The sequence below is a fragment of the Mesorhizobium sp. WSM1386 genome, from assembly GCF_055901595.1.
The window spans coordinates 2,410,458-2,423,111 of the sequence record NZ_CM148373.1 but is presented as its reverse complement, the minus strand read 5'-3'; the positions used below and the strand labels follow the sequence as shown (position 1 = coordinate 2,423,111).

Here is a 12,654-nt window from a genome sequence, read left to right as displayed (position 1 = left end):
GCCGTCATCCCTGATGCGCGGCGGCTAGTTCCTTCACATGCTTTTCGTGCATCTTCAGCACCGGCAGCGTCTTCTTGGCGAACTCCTTCATCGTCGGGTCGTCGCCCGACTTGGCGTAGGTGCTGAACAACGCGACCGCCTGCTTGTGCGCTTCGGTCTGCATCATGATGTATTTTGTGTCGAAATCCTTGCCGCTCGCGCCCTTCAGTTCGTCGAGCATCCGCTGCTCCTTGGGCTGCAGCGCCGGTCCGGCCGGCTTGATCGAAGCCGTGGTCTGGCCCTGGCTCAGCGCCGTTTTGAAATCCTCGCCGGCCTTGGTGTGGTCCTTGATCATCTGGCCTGCGAAGGCCTTGACGCCGGCCGATGCGGATTTCTGCTCGGCCAGCTTGCTCGACTGGATTTCGAACGCGTTGGCGTTGGGCACGGTGGTGACGAAGGTCTGGGTGTCGACCTTGCTGTCGGCCACCAGCGGCGCGACTTCGGTGGATTTGGTGCCGTTCGTTTGCGCAAGGGCTGCCGGCGCGCAGGCCAGCAAGGCTGCGGCGGTCGCGGTCAGAAGCTTTTTCATCTGAAATCTCCGATCCGGAATGGTCCCTCTGCCAAGTCAACGCCGCACGAGCCGTGCGGTTCGCCTCGATCGACAAATCGTTGTCGATTGATCGGCCCCCTCACCCCTTCACCCCGCCGGCGGTCAGGCCGGAGACGATCTTGCGCTGGAAGATCAGCACCAGCACCACCAGCGGCACGGTGACGATCACCGACGCGGCCATGATGTTGCCCCACGGGATCTCGAACTGCGAATTGCCGGACAGCAGCGCGATCGCCACCGGCACGGTGCGCTGCGCGTTGTTGGAGGTGAAGGTCAGCGCAAACAGGAACTCGTTCCACGCGCCGATGAAGGCGAGCAGCCCGGTGGTCGCCAGCGCCGGCCACATCAGCGGCAGGAAGATCCGGGTGATGATGATCCAGGGCGTCGCGCCGTCGAGGATCGCCGCCTCCTCGACCTCGACCGGCAGGTCGCGCACGAAGGCGGTCAGCACCCAGACGGTGAACGGCAGCGTGAAGATCATGTAGGAAAAGATCAGCGCGAACAGCGAATTGTAGAGGCCGAACAGGCGCACCAGTTCGAACAGCCCGGCCAGCACCGCCACCTGCGGAAACATCGACACCGACAAGATGGCGAACAGCAGGGCCGAGCGGCCACGGAAGCGGATACGCGCCAGCGCGTAGGCCGCGGTGACGCCCAGGAACAGGGAGAGTGCCACGACCGAGCCCGAAACGAACAGCGAGTTCAGAAGGTTGCGCACGAAGCTGCCCTCGGTCAGCACGTTGCGGTAGTTGGCCAGGCTGAACGTCTTTGGCCAGAGGTCGGCCTGGAACAGCTCGGTGCCTGACTTCAGGCTGGTGACGATGGCGTAATAGAACGGGAACACCGCGACGAAGACGATCCCCGCGACCAGCAGGTAAAAAGCCCCGCGCTTGAGGAGCCACATTTCAGCGGCCTCCATCCAGGCTGATGCGGCCGACCCGGATGGTGGCGATGGTGAGCAGGGCCAGGATCAGGAAGAGCAGCGTCGAGGCGGCCGAGCCATAGGCGAACTTGTCGAACTCGAACAGGTTCTCGCGGGCGAACACCGACATCGACTTGGTGTGCACATTATTGGGCGTCAGCACATAGATCAGGTCGAAGATGCGCAGCGCATCGAGCGCGCGGAAAATGACGGCCACCATCACCGCTGGGCGGATCAGCGGCAAGGTCACCCGCCAGAAGATCTGCCATGGATTGGCGCCGTCGAGCTTGGCGACCTCGATGATCTCGCGCGGCAGCATCTGCAATGCGGCCAGGATCAGCAGCGTCATGAACGGCGTCGACTTCCAGATGTCGACGATCAATACCGCCGCCATTGCGGTTTCAGCACTGGCCGTCCAGGCGATCTTGCCGTCGATCAGGCCGAAATTGATCAGCACGACATTGATGATGCCGAACTGGTCGTTCAGCATCCACTGCCACATCTTGGCCGAGACGATGGTCGGGATCGCCCAGGGTATCAGGATCGCCGCCCTGACGATGCCGCGGCCCGGGAATTCGGCATTGAGCACCAGCGCCACGATCATGCCGAGGATCGTCTCGCAGCTCACCGAAATCGCCGCGAAGCGCACCGTGTTCCAGACGGCGCGCCACCACACCGGATCGACCAGCAGGCCGTCATGGAGGACGCGGCCGCTCGGCATGCTGAACACCGAGAAATAATTGGCGAAGCCGACCCACTGGCGCGCGTCGAGATCGGCCAGCGAGGCGTCGGTGAAGCTGAAATAGACCGTGCGGGCAAGCGGCCAGCCGGCCGCGGCGGCCAGCACCAGAAGCATCGGCGCCAGGAACAGCCACGCCGAGCGAACGCGCTGTGCCCTCAGCCGCGAGCGCGGACGCCCGGCTTGGCTGGCGCCTGCCGGCTCCGCGCTCACCAGCCGCGGCCCTTCAGCCTGGTCAACGTCGCTTCGAGATCCGCCAGATTGTCAGCGGCGGCGCCGTCGCCCGACAGCGTGTTGTGAGCGGCATTCCAGAACTGGCTCGACGCCTCGTTGTACTTGATCCCTGTCGCGGACGAGGGACGCGGCACCGCATTGAGAAATATCTGCTTCCAGTGCGGAACGATCGGCTGTTGCCTGGCGATGTCGGCATCGTCATAGAGCGCCTGGATGGTCGGCAGGTTCGATGTCTTCAGCGTGCGGTATTTCTGCATCGCCGGCGAGGCGATGAACTTGACCAGCTCGATCGCCGCGTCCGGATGCTTCGAATATTTGGAGACGGCAAGGTTCCAGCCTCCCAGGGTCGCGACCGGTCGGGCGCCTTCGCCCGTGCCGGCCGGCAGCGGCGCCACATCGAATTTGCCTTTGATCGGCGACCCCTGGCCGTTGCCGAGCGCATAGGCATAGGGCCAGTTGCGCATGAAGACCGCGTTGCCTGTCTGCCAGACGCCGCGCGATTCCTCTTCCTGATAGGCGAGCACGCCGGGCGGCGCGATGGTTCCGATCCAGCCCCTGGCCATGTCGAGCGCCGCCGCCGCTTTGGGATTGTTGATGGAGACGGTGCCGTCGGGCTCGATGATCTGGCCGCCGCCATTCGACATCACCCATTCGAGCGCGTTGCAGGTCAGCCCCTCATAGGCATTGCCCTGGAAAACGAAGCCCCAGATATCGCGATTGCCGGCGGCACGTTCCTTGTCCATCACCAGCTTCGCGGTATCGCCCAGGTCCTTCCAGGTGACCGGCACCTTGGCGCCGTATTTGTCGAGGAGATCCTTGCGGTAGTAGAGCGCCGGGGCATCGGTGAAGATCGGCAGGGCGACGAGCTTGCCGTTGACGGTCTGCGACTGGATGATCGATGGGAAATGCCCGCCCACGACATCCCGCGTCGCCGCGGTCAAATCCACGAGCTGGCTGGCGAGTTGCGGTGCCCAGATGACATCGGTCTGGTAGATGTCGATGTCGCTGTTTCCAGCCGCAAGCCACAGCCGGTACTGGCCGAACTGGTCGGTTCCGGACGACGGCATGACGACGATCGAGACCTTGTTGCCGCTTTCTTTCTCATAGCGGTCGAGAATCTCACGCAGCACCTTGATGCCGTTGCCGGTGTCGCCCGACACGATCGACAATTCGACGGCACGCACCGGGACCGTTCCCAGCATGACGGTGACCGCCAACGCCAGAAATGCATGGAAAGGCTTCACGATGGCAGATCTCCATGCTGAGCTGGCGACGCGGACACGCCGGCAGTTCGTCAGGCCCCACCGTTCAATGAATGCAAAGCGACGCTTTGGGTTCCCGAGTCATCGCGGCCAACCAGCGATCGGGCCGATCGGAAGCTAGCCCTCCCAGGCGACAGGCATCATCCCCAGCCGCTCATAGAGCCGCACGGCGGCGGCGTTCTCGACCGTGTTGGTCTTGAGGTCGACTTGGTCGGCGCCGCGCGCGCGAAAGGCGGAGAAGACGTGCCACATCAGTGCTTCCGCTATGCCCCGGCCGCGCGCCTCGGGATGGACGGCGAGATCCTTGACGAAAGCGCGCGTCCAGCAAAGCGCCGCCGCCGCCAGCCGGCCCTTGGCGTCGATGACGAGGAAACAAAGCGCGGGGTCGAATTCGGGATCACCGGATATGCGCGGCCACCATTCGTCGAACGGGCCGTCGGCGCCGTCGTCGAACACTTCGCCGAGCAGCGCATGCAGGGGAAGCGCGTCACCGGGCTCAAACGAGCGCATGGTAAAACCATCCGGCCAGTGCGGCGCAACGAGTGTCTCGTCGAGGATCTTGCGCAGCCGGATGTCGTTCGGGGCCGGCGGGCGCGGTTCAGGCATGACGCTCAGGCGTCGGGCTGCAGGCGCTGCCGCTTGCGGTCGGTGCCGAGGCCGGTCGCCTCGAGCAGGCCCTTGCGCTTGGCGTCGAAATAATAGCCGGTCTGGTAGAGCCAGTCGGCCTTCTTGGCGTTGCCGTCCGACACCAGCCAGGCGCCACGCAGATATTTGACCGCGTATTTGAGGTTGGTCTCGGCATCGAACAGGCCCTTGGCCGGTCCGTCATAGCCCATGCCGCGCGCCGTCGCGTGCTTGATCTGCATCAGACCCCAATGGCCGTTGTTGTAGGCCTTGGGATTGAAGGTGCTTTCCCGGTTGACGACATGGCGAACCAGATCCACCGGCACCTGGTAAAGGGCGGCGTATTTGATGATCAGCCGGTCGACGTCACCGCGCATGCCTGTGTGCTCTTCCTGCGCCGGAGCGGCCGGATCGACCGGCGCGGACGGGAACTGCACCAGGGCAGCCGGATTCTGCGGCACGACATAGGCCACCTGCTGCACGCCGGGCATGGTTTTCAGGCCACCCTTGGCGACTGCGGGCACGACGAGCCCCGCGGTCGTGTATGTCTCTGCCGCCTTGGCCGGTTGGCCGGCCTTGGACTCCTGACCTGCCTTGGACGGGGGCGGCGCCTGCCAGGCATTGGCGGTCATCACCGCGGGCACGGCCGGCGCGGTTGGCGTCGCTCCGGCAAAGGCAGCGGTCGCCGCGGCAGCGGGATCGAGACCCGGCGCGGCCACGCCAGGCGTCAGTTCGGCGGCCTGGACGGGCGTGATGCCAGAGGATTGCGGCAGCACCGAAACCGTGTCCGGCAACGGCACCGTGAAACCTGCATCGCTGCCGGCAACTTCAGCGGTTTCGGTCAGGGATGGCGCCGCCTTCATCTGCGAGGTCGACGTGCAGCCGCTAAGGCCGGCAGCGGCGACGATCACGCCGATCGCGATAAGGTTCAGTTTTGCTGGCAAGCCGCGCTCGGGTCCGGTTCGTCGGGTGTTAAGAAATCCCTTACACCAGCGATTCAGCACCGGCAATCGGGGCGATCAGGTGGTTTTCGGGTGGCGAGACGCGGGCGGTGATGCCATATTGTTCCTGATATGTACCGGCAGGAATCCCGGATTTCGCCGGTTTGCGGAAAGGAGCGCATAATGGAAACATCATCTTCGATCACAGCCGGCCACGCAGTGTTAGAAACAGTGATCGGTTTCATGGGCATCGCCTGGAGCGAAAAGGGCCTGATCCGGCTCTGCCTGCCCGAACGCAGCCGCGAAGCGGTGGAGCGGCGGCTGATGCGCCATGCCGGCGTTTCCGCCTCCACGGCCCAGCCGCCATGGGTGGTCGACCTGATCGCTTCGATCAAGGCATATGCCGCAGGCGAGGACGTCGATTTCACCGGCGTACCGGTCGATCTCGACGGCGTCGACGATTTCCGCCTCGCCATTTACGACGCGGCGCGAAAGCTCAGCTATGGGCAAACCACCACCTATGGCGAACTCGCCAAGCGCGCCGGCCATGCCGGCCTGCCGCGCGAAACGGGTGCCGCCCTTGGCGCCAATCCGGTGCCGCTGGTCATCCCCTGCCACCGCATCCTGGCCGCCGGCGGCAAGATCGGCGGCTTCTCGGCACCCGGCGGCTCGGTCACCAAGGAAAAGATGCTGGCCATGGAAGGCGTGCGCGTCGGCCCGCCGCCGCCGACGCAGGTCTCGTTCGGCTTCTGAACCGGCGGTCAAGGCAGCCCGCAAAGGGCTAGATCAGTACATGGGTCGCTTGTTCGCCGGATTGGCCGGCATCGGCTGCATCACGTCCCAATGCTCGGCGATCTTGCCATTCTCGACGCGGAAAATATCCACGATGACGGTCTCCGGCGTGTCGCCCATCTTCGGCTGAACGACCTCCGTCATGACAAGGTCGCCTTCGGCGATCACCCGCTTGAAATCCACCTTCTGTTTTGGCCATTGGGCGCTGCCGTTCTCCTCGGAGATTCCTCGACAGTCCGGCGGATCAGATCGAGGGTCGGTGCCACGTCAGCCCCACTTCATCTCGCCCTTGGCGACCTTGGATCCGATATCGAGGGCAACGCCCATGCCGAGACCTGGAAAGCGGGCCTCCATTGCTGCCTTTAGCGCTGCGCTGTCGGCCGCCTTGTTCAGTTCGTCCTCGAAAGCGAGGAGATAGGATTTGGTGAATTCCACCGCCGAAGGACCGGTCTTGGCATCGGGGGTCATATGGCCAGGCACCACGACGGCGGGGTGGCGCGCTGCAACCGCATCCAGCGTCTTGATCCAGGCGGCACGGCTTTCCTTGGTCTGCGTGTCGGCGGTCCAGACATGAACACCCGCGAAGATCATCACGCCGCCGAACACGGCATTGAGCGACGGCACGAACAGGTACCGGCGATTGGCTAGTCCTTCTTCGGCATTGACGATCTCGATCGTCTCGCCGTCGATCGTGAGCGTTGGGCCGTCGAAAGCCTCAGGCAAGACGATGTCGGTCAGCGCCTGAGGGCCATTTTCCTTCAATTGCGGGCCCCAGACGGCGAGCTTCTTCTCCACGCTGTCCTTGATGGCTTCGAGCGTGGCTGAAGCAGCGATCACCTTTGCCTCCGGGAAGGCTTCCCGCACCGGCTTCAGGCTGAAGTAATAATCGGGATCGGACTGGCTGACATAGATGGTGGTCAGCTTCTTGCCGGTCGCCTTGATGGCCTCGGCGAGCGCCTTGCCGTCCGGATAGGTGAAGCCGCCATCGATCAACAAGGCCTCGCTGGGCCCGGACAGCAGCACCGGCGCGCGGAAGAAGCCGTTCGGACCCGCCGGGAAATGTTTCCAGTCGAGCTGGCTGCCGGCGGCCTGGCCACGCTCGGCGGATGCGAAAACGGCGGCTGCGCCGAGGGCCAATGACGTCTTCATGATCTGTCTCCTTGTGAACATCGAATAGCTCCTTTGAATGGAATGGGATCGGGAGGCGTTGGCATCCGCGCTCCGCCGCTGATTGAGAGAACAGCTCGGAACGTAGCCCCGTTGGATTAATTGATAAATTCTCTATAATAATACAGACTGTATGCCATAGGATTACAATAAAACCGAAGGCGTTCCCGTGGAACCGATCAACCTCAACCGCCTCGCCTATTTTGCCACCGTCATCGACGCGGGCTCGTTTACCCGGGCAGCCGAGCGGCTTGGGATCACGAAGGCCGTCGTCAGCCAACAGGTCGCCCGCCTTGAAGCCGAACTGCAGGCCACGCTTCTCGTGCGCACGACGCGGAGGCTCGAGCCGACCGAAGCAGGCCGCCTTCTGCATGCACGTTGCGTCATGATCCTGCGGGACGTTGAAGAGGCAGTCGCCGAGGTCGGAGAGGGCAACACCGAGGTGGCCGGCGTGCTGCGCGTTTCCGCGTCCAATGATTATGGCGCGATCGTGCTGGCCCCGATCGCCGCCCGCTTTCGGCAGGAATTTCCAGCCTGCGGCGTCGAATTGTTCATTTCCGATGCCATAATTGATCTGATCGGCAGCAAGATGGACCTGTCCATCCGGGTCGGCTGGCTGGAAGATTCCAGCCAGCAGGCGCGCCGCATCGGCACCTTTCGGCAGATCCTGGTCGCTTCGCGGGATTTTGCCACCAAGGTCACGGTGGACGAACCGGAAGATCTTGCTTCCTTGCCGCTCGTTGCCAATTCCGTCCTTCGCAAGCCGTTCACCTGGAGCTTCACCCGAGGCGATGTCGAGCGGCGGACCGTCACCATGCGCGAGACGTTCTCCATCAACTCGACACCGGCCGTCCTGGAAGCAACCCTCGCCGGCGGCGGACTGGCGGTTCTGCCGGACTATCTGATCGCCGACTATCTATCGCAGGGTCGCCTCGTCCATATGCTGCCCGATTGGGCGCTGCCTTCCGGCGGCATTCACGTGGTCTACCCGGCCGCGCGCTTTCGCCCGCAAAAGGTGACGCGGTTCGTGTCGATGCTCATGGAACAGATCCGCGAATGAAAGCGCATGCCGCCGAGAGGCGCAGTTGAACAACTGAGCGAAGGCCTCCACTGCAGTCGATGAGCGGCCTAGTCGTTGTGGAAGAATCGCCGCCGGAAATGCCTTTCATTATCCGGCCGCTTGCAGTTGTAGACCGGACAGGACTTGGTGTCGGCGCTCGGCACATAGGCACGCGTCCTCACCTCGCCCATGGTGCAGAACTGCTGGCTTTGTACATAGCGGTCGTAGAGCGGCAGCCCCGGCACGCGTGTCGACTTGTAGCGCAGGATGACGGCGCCCTGCCGCGCGATCGTCGACTGCACCTTGCCGCAGCTCATATGCGTCGGGTCGTAGCGCGAGATCGCCTGCGCCTCGGCGGCCACCAGCGTCAGGCAGGCGGCAAGCAGAATGGTTTTCATGGTCCTCTCCCCCGATCCGCGATCCTGCGACAGCGCGATCTTCCGCAACGGTTTCACCAGATTGGGGCGGCCGTTGGGCGGCCCCTCGATCACGGCTTTTTCACGCAGTCTTGTTTTTCGTCGGAAAGCAGCCTATATCAGGCCCATTGATATTTCGGCCGATCGATCCGGGCCTCGCGATCTTCGCGTTTGCTGACGTCTATCTCCAAAATCTCGATGCACACCGGCTGGACCTCGGTCCGGTCAAACCAAAGCAAATGCAAGGACTATTTTTATGGCAACTGGAACGGTCAAGTGGTTCAACGCCACCAAGGGCTTCGGCTTCATCCAGCCTGACGCGGGCGGCGCGGACGTTTTCGTCCACATCTCCGCAGTCGAGCGTGCTGGCCTGTCGACCCTGGTCGAAGGCCAGAAGATCAACTTCGAGATCGAGCAGGACCGCCGCACTGGCAAGTCGTCCGCTGGATCTCTGAGCAAGGCAGCCTGATTTTGCGAATGGTGCGCGCCGGGCGACAGCTCGGGGCGCGCGGCAAGTCACGGATGTACTGACGGTCGCGCGAGAAGCGCGCCGGAGCGGAAAGACCCGACAGACTGGATCAGCAGATAGCTGCCAGCCCGGACCGGACGCTCCCAATCAGGCTACCAAGCACGGAAGGCGGGATTTATCCCGCCTTTTTGCTGTCTGGGGTTGGGTGCGGCAACCGGCGCAATAGGCCCACCGGTGGTACTTTTGGCCCATTGGTGGTATCATTCGGCCATGACCAAACTTGAGCAGATCGAAAAATCAGTCGCCGAACTGAGCCCCGAGGAACTGAAGGCGTTTGGCGCCTGGTTCGAGGCGCTCCAGGCGGATATGTGGGACCGGCAGATGGAAGCCGACGCGAAGGCGGGCCGTTTGGACAGGCTTGCCGAACAGGCGCTGTCCGACCATCGCGCTGGTCGGACGCGGCCTCTGTGAACCACGTCGCCTCTCCATCGTTCTGGGAGGCTTATGAAAACTGCCATCGTCAATCAGAGCAAAGGCGGACAGGCGTTTTGCCCGACTGCGTTCCGATCCTTTTCATCCCTCACTGCATTTCAAACAGGTCGGTCGCTATTGGTCGGCGCGAGTCGACGAAAACTACCGGGCTGTTGCCATACGCAACAATGAAGATGTGATCTGGTTCTGGGTCGGCACTCACGCCGACTATGACCATCTGTTGAAATAGCCCCTCCTTCAGGAGGAGAAGCCTACCCCACCCACCCGATCGGCACGTGCCCCGGATCCGCTTCCACCCGCCTCAGCCAGGCCGCCACGGCCGGATAGGCGTCGAGCTGGAAGCCGCCCTGCTCCGCCGTGTGCGTGTAGGCATAGAGCGCGATGTCGGCCACGCTGAAGGCGCTGCCGGCGAAGAAGGCGTTGTTTTCCAGATGTCTGTTCATCACGCCAAGCGCCTTGTTGCCGCGCTCCAATGTCACCGCCAGCCGTTCGGGCGTAGCATCCGCGGCCCTTTCGGGAAAGGTCAACAGCGCCTTGCGCACGGCGATGTAGGGTTCGTGGCTGTACTGCTCGAAGAACAGCCACTGATAGGCGAGCCCGCGCTCATACTTGTCCGCCGGAAGGAAGCGCGTGCCCTCGGCGAGGTAGAGCAGGATGGCGTTGGACTCGGCCAGCCGCCGGCCGTCGTCGAGTTCAAGCAGCGGCACCATGGCGTTCGGATTCTTGGCGACGAAATCGGCTTTTCGCGTGTCACCCGTATGCGAACTCACCTCGACCGTGGTGAAGCCGAGGCCGAGCTTGGCCATCATCAGGCGCGGCTTGTAGCAGTTGCCGCTGTCGATCATGCTGTAAAGTATCATTGCCGTTCCCCGAGCGCTGCCTTGCAGAGGCGATTATCCCAAGGGCGGCGTTCTCAACCAATGATTTGTTTTGGCGCGACCATCAGCGCCGCTGATGCAAGGTCCTGGCAAACAGCGGCACGACCTTGTTGTCGAGGCCCAGCAGCGCGTCGACGACGAGCGGCTCTTCCTCGAAGACGGTGCCGGCCAGCGCCGGTCGGGCCAGAAGGAAGCCCTGCAGCAGATCGACGCCGGCTTCGAGCGCGACGCGCAGATGGATGGATTGCTCGATGCCTTCGACCAGGACCTTGGCGCCGCGGTCGTGCAGGCTGGATACCAGCGGGCGGAAGAAGCGTTCGGCTGCGGCATGGCGGCAGAACTGCGCGAACCAGCCGCCGTCGATCTTGACGATGTCGGGCTTGAGCAGGCTCACCCGCTCCTCGGTCGAATGGCCCGTGCCGAAATCGTCGATGGCGATGCGGATGCCGTCGCGCCGCATCTCGCGCGCCAGCCGGGCAAGCAGCGCATCGTCCGCCGCCTGTTCGGTGATTTCGCAGACCAGCATGCGAGGTGCGAGGCCGAGTTCGCCCAGATGCCTGCTCATGAGCCGGATCTCGGCCAGCGCCCGCCCGGCATGGTCGTTGACCAGCGGATTGTAATTGAAGAACAGATCGAGCCCGTCGACGCCGATATTGTGGAAATTCCGAAGATGCAGCACCCGGCACATGGTCTCGACAAACAGCCGGTCCGGTGCGGCAACGCCTTCAAAGAACGCCCGTGGCGACCCTGGCCGGCCGGCGCGGTGCGGCTCGATCAGGCCTTCGACCGCCACCGGGTGCAAGGTGTCGCCGCGCGGGGCGAAAATCGGCTGATAGGCGCTGCGCAGACGGAAATCGCCATAAACGCCGAATTCGATGCCGACCTCGTCGACGAAGATCGCATCGCCGACATTGCGCCGCCGTTCGGGCCTCATGGCGCGACCTTGCGCCCGAAGGCTTTCACCGCTCGCGCCGTTTGCCGAACGGGCGTCGCGACAGGCACGGTCTCGGCGGCGGAGACGGGTTCCGGCGTGACTTTGGCGAAGCCGCGAAAGCTGGTCGGCGCCAGCTCGGGCCATGCCAGCACATAGCCCTGGATCATCGACGCTCCCGACTTCTCGGCAAGCTCCAGCTGCCATCCTTCCTCGATGCCCTCGAACACGGTGCGGATGCCTTGCTCCTCGAAGCTTTTCACCATCGTGGTCAGCAGCGCGAAGCCGGCACCGGACTCCATCAGCTGCGTGATCCACTGCGCATCGAACTTGACGATGTCGGGCTTCAATTCCTTGATCCGGCCGATGTCGGACTCATCAGCGCCATAGTCGTCCACGGCAATGCGAAAGCCGTTGCCCTTGAGCGCCGCCACGAAGCTGTGCAGGGTCTCCTGCGACGCCGACCTCTGTTCCGTCACCTCGCAAACGACGCGGCCCGGGTCGATGCCGGCCTCGTGCAGCACCAGCCGCATTTCGCGCAAGGCATTGTCGGCGATCGCCCGCTCGGTGAACACCGACGGGTCGAAATTGATGAAGATCGATGCCTCCTGCGGCAGGCAGGCGCCGGCATTCAGGAGATGCAGCGTCCTGGTCAGCGCTTCGACATGCAGGCGGTCGGCGGCCGGACAAATCGAAAAGAAGCTCGTCGGCGATTGCGGCTCGCCATCGCGAAACGGCCGGATCAGCCCCTCGAAGGCGGTGACCGACAGCTTGCCCTCCTTGAAGGCGAAGATCGGCTGGAAGGCACTTTGCAGCGTATAAATGCCCCAGACACCGGTAGAGGTGCCGTCATCATGACGGATGATATGGGCAAGCCCGACGCTGCGCGACACGGTTCCTCGCTCCGCAATTGGATTGCGATCCTGTCACGCAAGCCTCTACCGCCCGTTAATGAATTTATTGTTGCCAATCACGGGCCCCGATCATGGCTCCCAATCACAGCTCCCAGTCACAGCTCATTGACCGCGCGCCCCACCTGGCCCAGCCAAGAAGGCTTGCACTGCGCGGAATGATGCGACATGAGAAGCGCCGCGGCCGCTCCTGGCCGCGCTGATCCTCTCAGGAGAGACAAAAGGTC

Annotated in this window: 16 protein-coding genes and 1 pseudogene; 5 read left to right on the top strand and 12 right to left on the bottom strand. The window is 63.4% G+C overall.

Annotated features, from left to right (window positions below):
* Positions 1-4: 4 nt before the first annotated feature.
* The 6 genes from AC0NIH_RS11915 to AC0NIH_RS11890 all read right to left on the bottom strand — a co-directional run bounded on the left by AC0NIH_RS11915 (position 5) and on the right by AC0NIH_RS11890 (position 5,314).
* Complete coding sequence (locus tag AC0NIH_RS11915; protein WP_473468656.1) at positions 5-568, bottom strand: DUF4142 domain-containing protein; 564 nt, start codon at positions 566-568, stop codon at positions 5-7.
* A 100-nt stretch (positions 569-668) separates the two neighbouring features.
* Complete coding sequence (locus AC0NIH_RS11910) at positions 669-1,493, bottom strand: carbohydrate ABC transporter permease (protein WP_473468658.1); 825 nt, start codon at positions 1,491-1,493, stop codon at positions 669-671.
* 1 nt (position 1,494) lies between these two features.
* A complete protein-coding gene (locus tag AC0NIH_RS11905) occupies positions 1,495-2,463 on the bottom strand; it encodes a carbohydrate ABC transporter permease (RefSeq protein ID WP_473468660.1) in 969 nt (322 codons plus the stop codon).
* Entirely contained in the window at positions 2,460-3,728 is a 1,269-nt protein-coding gene (locus tag AC0NIH_RS11900; RefSeq protein ID WP_473468663.1) for an ABC transporter substrate-binding protein, read from the bottom strand. The genes AC0NIH_RS11905 and AC0NIH_RS11900 overlap by 4 nt, the downstream gene beginning before the upstream one ends.
* 135 nt (positions 3,729-3,863) lie before the next feature.
* Complete coding sequence (locus AC0NIH_RS11895) at positions 3,864-4,352, bottom strand: GNAT family N-acetyltransferase (RefSeq protein WP_473468665.1); 489 nt, start codon at positions 4,350-4,352, stop codon at positions 3,864-3,866.
* Between the two features lie 5 nt (positions 4,353-4,357).
* On the bottom strand, positions 4,358-5,314 hold the full coding sequence (locus AC0NIH_RS11890) for a transglycosylase SLT domain-containing protein (protein WP_473468667.1): 957 nt from the start codon (positions 5,312-5,314) through the stop codon (positions 4,358-4,360).
* A gap of 180 nt (positions 5,315-5,494) precedes the next feature.
* Between AC0NIH_RS11890 and AC0NIH_RS11885 the strand changes: the two genes are divergently transcribed.
* Positions 5,495-6,064 carry a methylated-DNA--[protein]-cysteine S-methyltransferase gene (locus AC0NIH_RS11885; RefSeq protein WP_031258132.1) on the top strand — a complete coding sequence of 190 codons (570 nt, stop codon included), beginning with the start codon at positions 5,495-5,497 and terminating at the stop codon, positions 6,062-6,064.
* 33 nt (positions 6,065-6,097) lie between these two features.
* Here AC0NIH_RS11885 and AC0NIH_RS11880 read toward each other — a convergent pair whose 3' ends face one another.
* Positions 6,098-6,247, bottom strand: coding sequence for a nuclear transport factor 2 family protein (locus tag AC0NIH_RS11880; protein ID WP_245264285.1), 150 nt, complete (start codon positions 6,245-6,247; stop codon positions 6,098-6,100).
* 123 nt (positions 6,248-6,370) lie between these two features.
* Positions 6,371-7,273 carry an MBL fold metallo-hydrolase gene (locus tag AC0NIH_RS11875; protein ID WP_473468668.1) on the bottom strand — a complete coding sequence of 301 codons (903 nt, stop codon included), beginning with the start codon at positions 7,271-7,273 and terminating at the stop codon, positions 6,371-6,373.
* A 166-nt stretch (positions 7,274-7,439) separates the two neighbouring features.
* Between AC0NIH_RS11875 and AC0NIH_RS11870 the strand changes: the two genes are divergently transcribed.
* Positions 7,440-8,330, top strand: a complete 891-nt coding sequence (locus AC0NIH_RS11870) for a LysR family transcriptional regulator (RefSeq protein WP_023779896.1) — start codon at positions 7,440-7,442, stop codon at positions 8,328-8,330.
* A 68-nt stretch (positions 8,331-8,398) separates the two neighbouring features.
* On the opposite strand, the gene AC0NIH_RS11865 is transcribed toward AC0NIH_RS11870, so the two are convergent.
* Positions 8,399-8,728: a hypothetical protein gene (locus tag AC0NIH_RS11865; RefSeq protein WP_023779895.1), complete on the bottom strand. Its 330-nt coding sequence runs from the start codon at positions 8,726-8,728 to the stop codon at positions 8,399-8,401.
* A gap of 274 nt (positions 8,729-9,002) precedes the next feature.
* On the opposite strand from AC0NIH_RS11865, the gene AC0NIH_RS11860 reads away from it, so the two are divergent.
* The 3 genes and pseudogenes from AC0NIH_RS11860 (at position 9,003) to AC0NIH_RS11850 (ending at position 9,936) form a co-directional block, all read left to right on the top strand.
* Entirely contained in the window at positions 9,003-9,215 is a 213-nt protein-coding gene (locus AC0NIH_RS11860; protein WP_010910991.1) for a cold-shock protein, read from the top strand.
* Between the two features lie 270 nt (positions 9,216-9,485).
* Positions 9,486-9,686: a hypothetical protein gene (locus tag AC0NIH_RS11855; RefSeq protein WP_352712826.1), complete on the top strand. Its 201-nt coding sequence runs from the start codon at positions 9,486-9,488 to the stop codon at positions 9,684-9,686.
* Positions 9,683-9,936, top strand: a pseudogene (locus tag AC0NIH_RS11850) (type II toxin-antitoxin system RelE family toxin). The gene AC0NIH_RS11855 and the pseudogene AC0NIH_RS11850 overlap by 4 nt, the downstream one beginning before the upstream one ends.
* A 22-nt stretch (positions 9,937-9,958) precedes the next feature.
* On the opposite strand, the gene AC0NIH_RS11845 reads toward AC0NIH_RS11850, so the two are convergent.
* The 3 genes from AC0NIH_RS11845 to AC0NIH_RS11835 form a co-directional block, all read right to left on the bottom strand.
* On the bottom strand, positions 9,959-10,567 hold the full coding sequence (locus AC0NIH_RS11845) for a glutathione S-transferase family protein (protein ID WP_473468672.1): 609 nt from the start codon (positions 10,565-10,567) through the stop codon (positions 9,959-9,961).
* Between the two features lie 82 nt (positions 10,568-10,649).
* Entirely contained in the window at positions 10,650-11,519 is an 870-nt protein-coding gene (locus tag AC0NIH_RS11840) for an EAL domain-containing protein (protein WP_473468674.1), read from the bottom strand.
* Positions 11,516-12,409 carry an EAL domain-containing protein gene (locus AC0NIH_RS11835; protein ID WP_473468676.1) on the bottom strand — a complete coding sequence of 298 codons (894 nt, stop codon included), beginning with the start codon at positions 12,407-12,409 and terminating at the stop codon, positions 11,516-11,518. Before AC0NIH_RS11835 ends, AC0NIH_RS11840 begins: the two co-directional genes overlap by 4 nt.
* Positions 12,410-12,654 lie beyond the last annotated feature (245 nt).

Coding starts and splice junctions, on each gene's coding strand:
- AC0NIH_RS11915 (WP_473468656.1), bottom strand. CDS start 568: ATGAAAAAGCTTCTGACCGCGACCGCCGCAGCCTTGCTGGCCTGCGCG.
- AC0NIH_RS11910 (WP_473468658.1), bottom strand. CDS start 1,493: ATGTGGCTCCTCAAGCGCGGGGCTTTTTACCTGCTGGTCGCGGGGATC.
- AC0NIH_RS11895 (WP_473468665.1), bottom strand. CDS start 4,352: ATGCCTGAACCGCGCCCGCCGGCCCCGAACGACATCCGGCTGCGCAAG.
- AC0NIH_RS11885 (WP_031258132.1), top strand. CDS start 5,495: ATGGAAACATCATCTTCGATCACAGCCGGCCACGCAGTGTTAGAAACA.
- AC0NIH_RS11880 (WP_245264285.1), bottom strand. CDS start 6,247: ATGACGGAGGTCGTTCAGCCGAAGATGGGCGACACGCCGGAGACCGTC.
- AC0NIH_RS11875 (WP_473468668.1), bottom strand. CDS start 7,273: ATGTTCACAAGGAGACAGATCATGAAGACGTCATTGGCCCTCGGCGCA.
- AC0NIH_RS11865 (WP_023779895.1), bottom strand. CDS start 8,728: ATGAAAACCATTCTGCTTGCCGCCTGCCTGACGCTGGTGGCCGCCGAG.
- AC0NIH_RS11860 (WP_010910991.1), top strand. CDS start 9,003: ATGGCAACTGGAACGGTCAAGTGGTTCAACGCCACCAAGGGCTTCGGC.
- AC0NIH_RS11855 (WP_352712826.1), top strand. CDS start 9,486: ATGACCAAACTTGAGCAGATCGAAAAATCAGTCGCCGAACTGAGCCCC.
- AC0NIH_RS11845 (WP_473468672.1), bottom strand. CDS start 10,567: ATGATACTTTACAGCATGATCGACAGCGGCAACTGCTACAAGCCGCGC.
- AC0NIH_RS11840 (WP_473468674.1), bottom strand. CDS start 11,519: ATGAGGCCCGAACGGCGGCGCAATGTCGGCGATGCGATCTTCGTCGAC.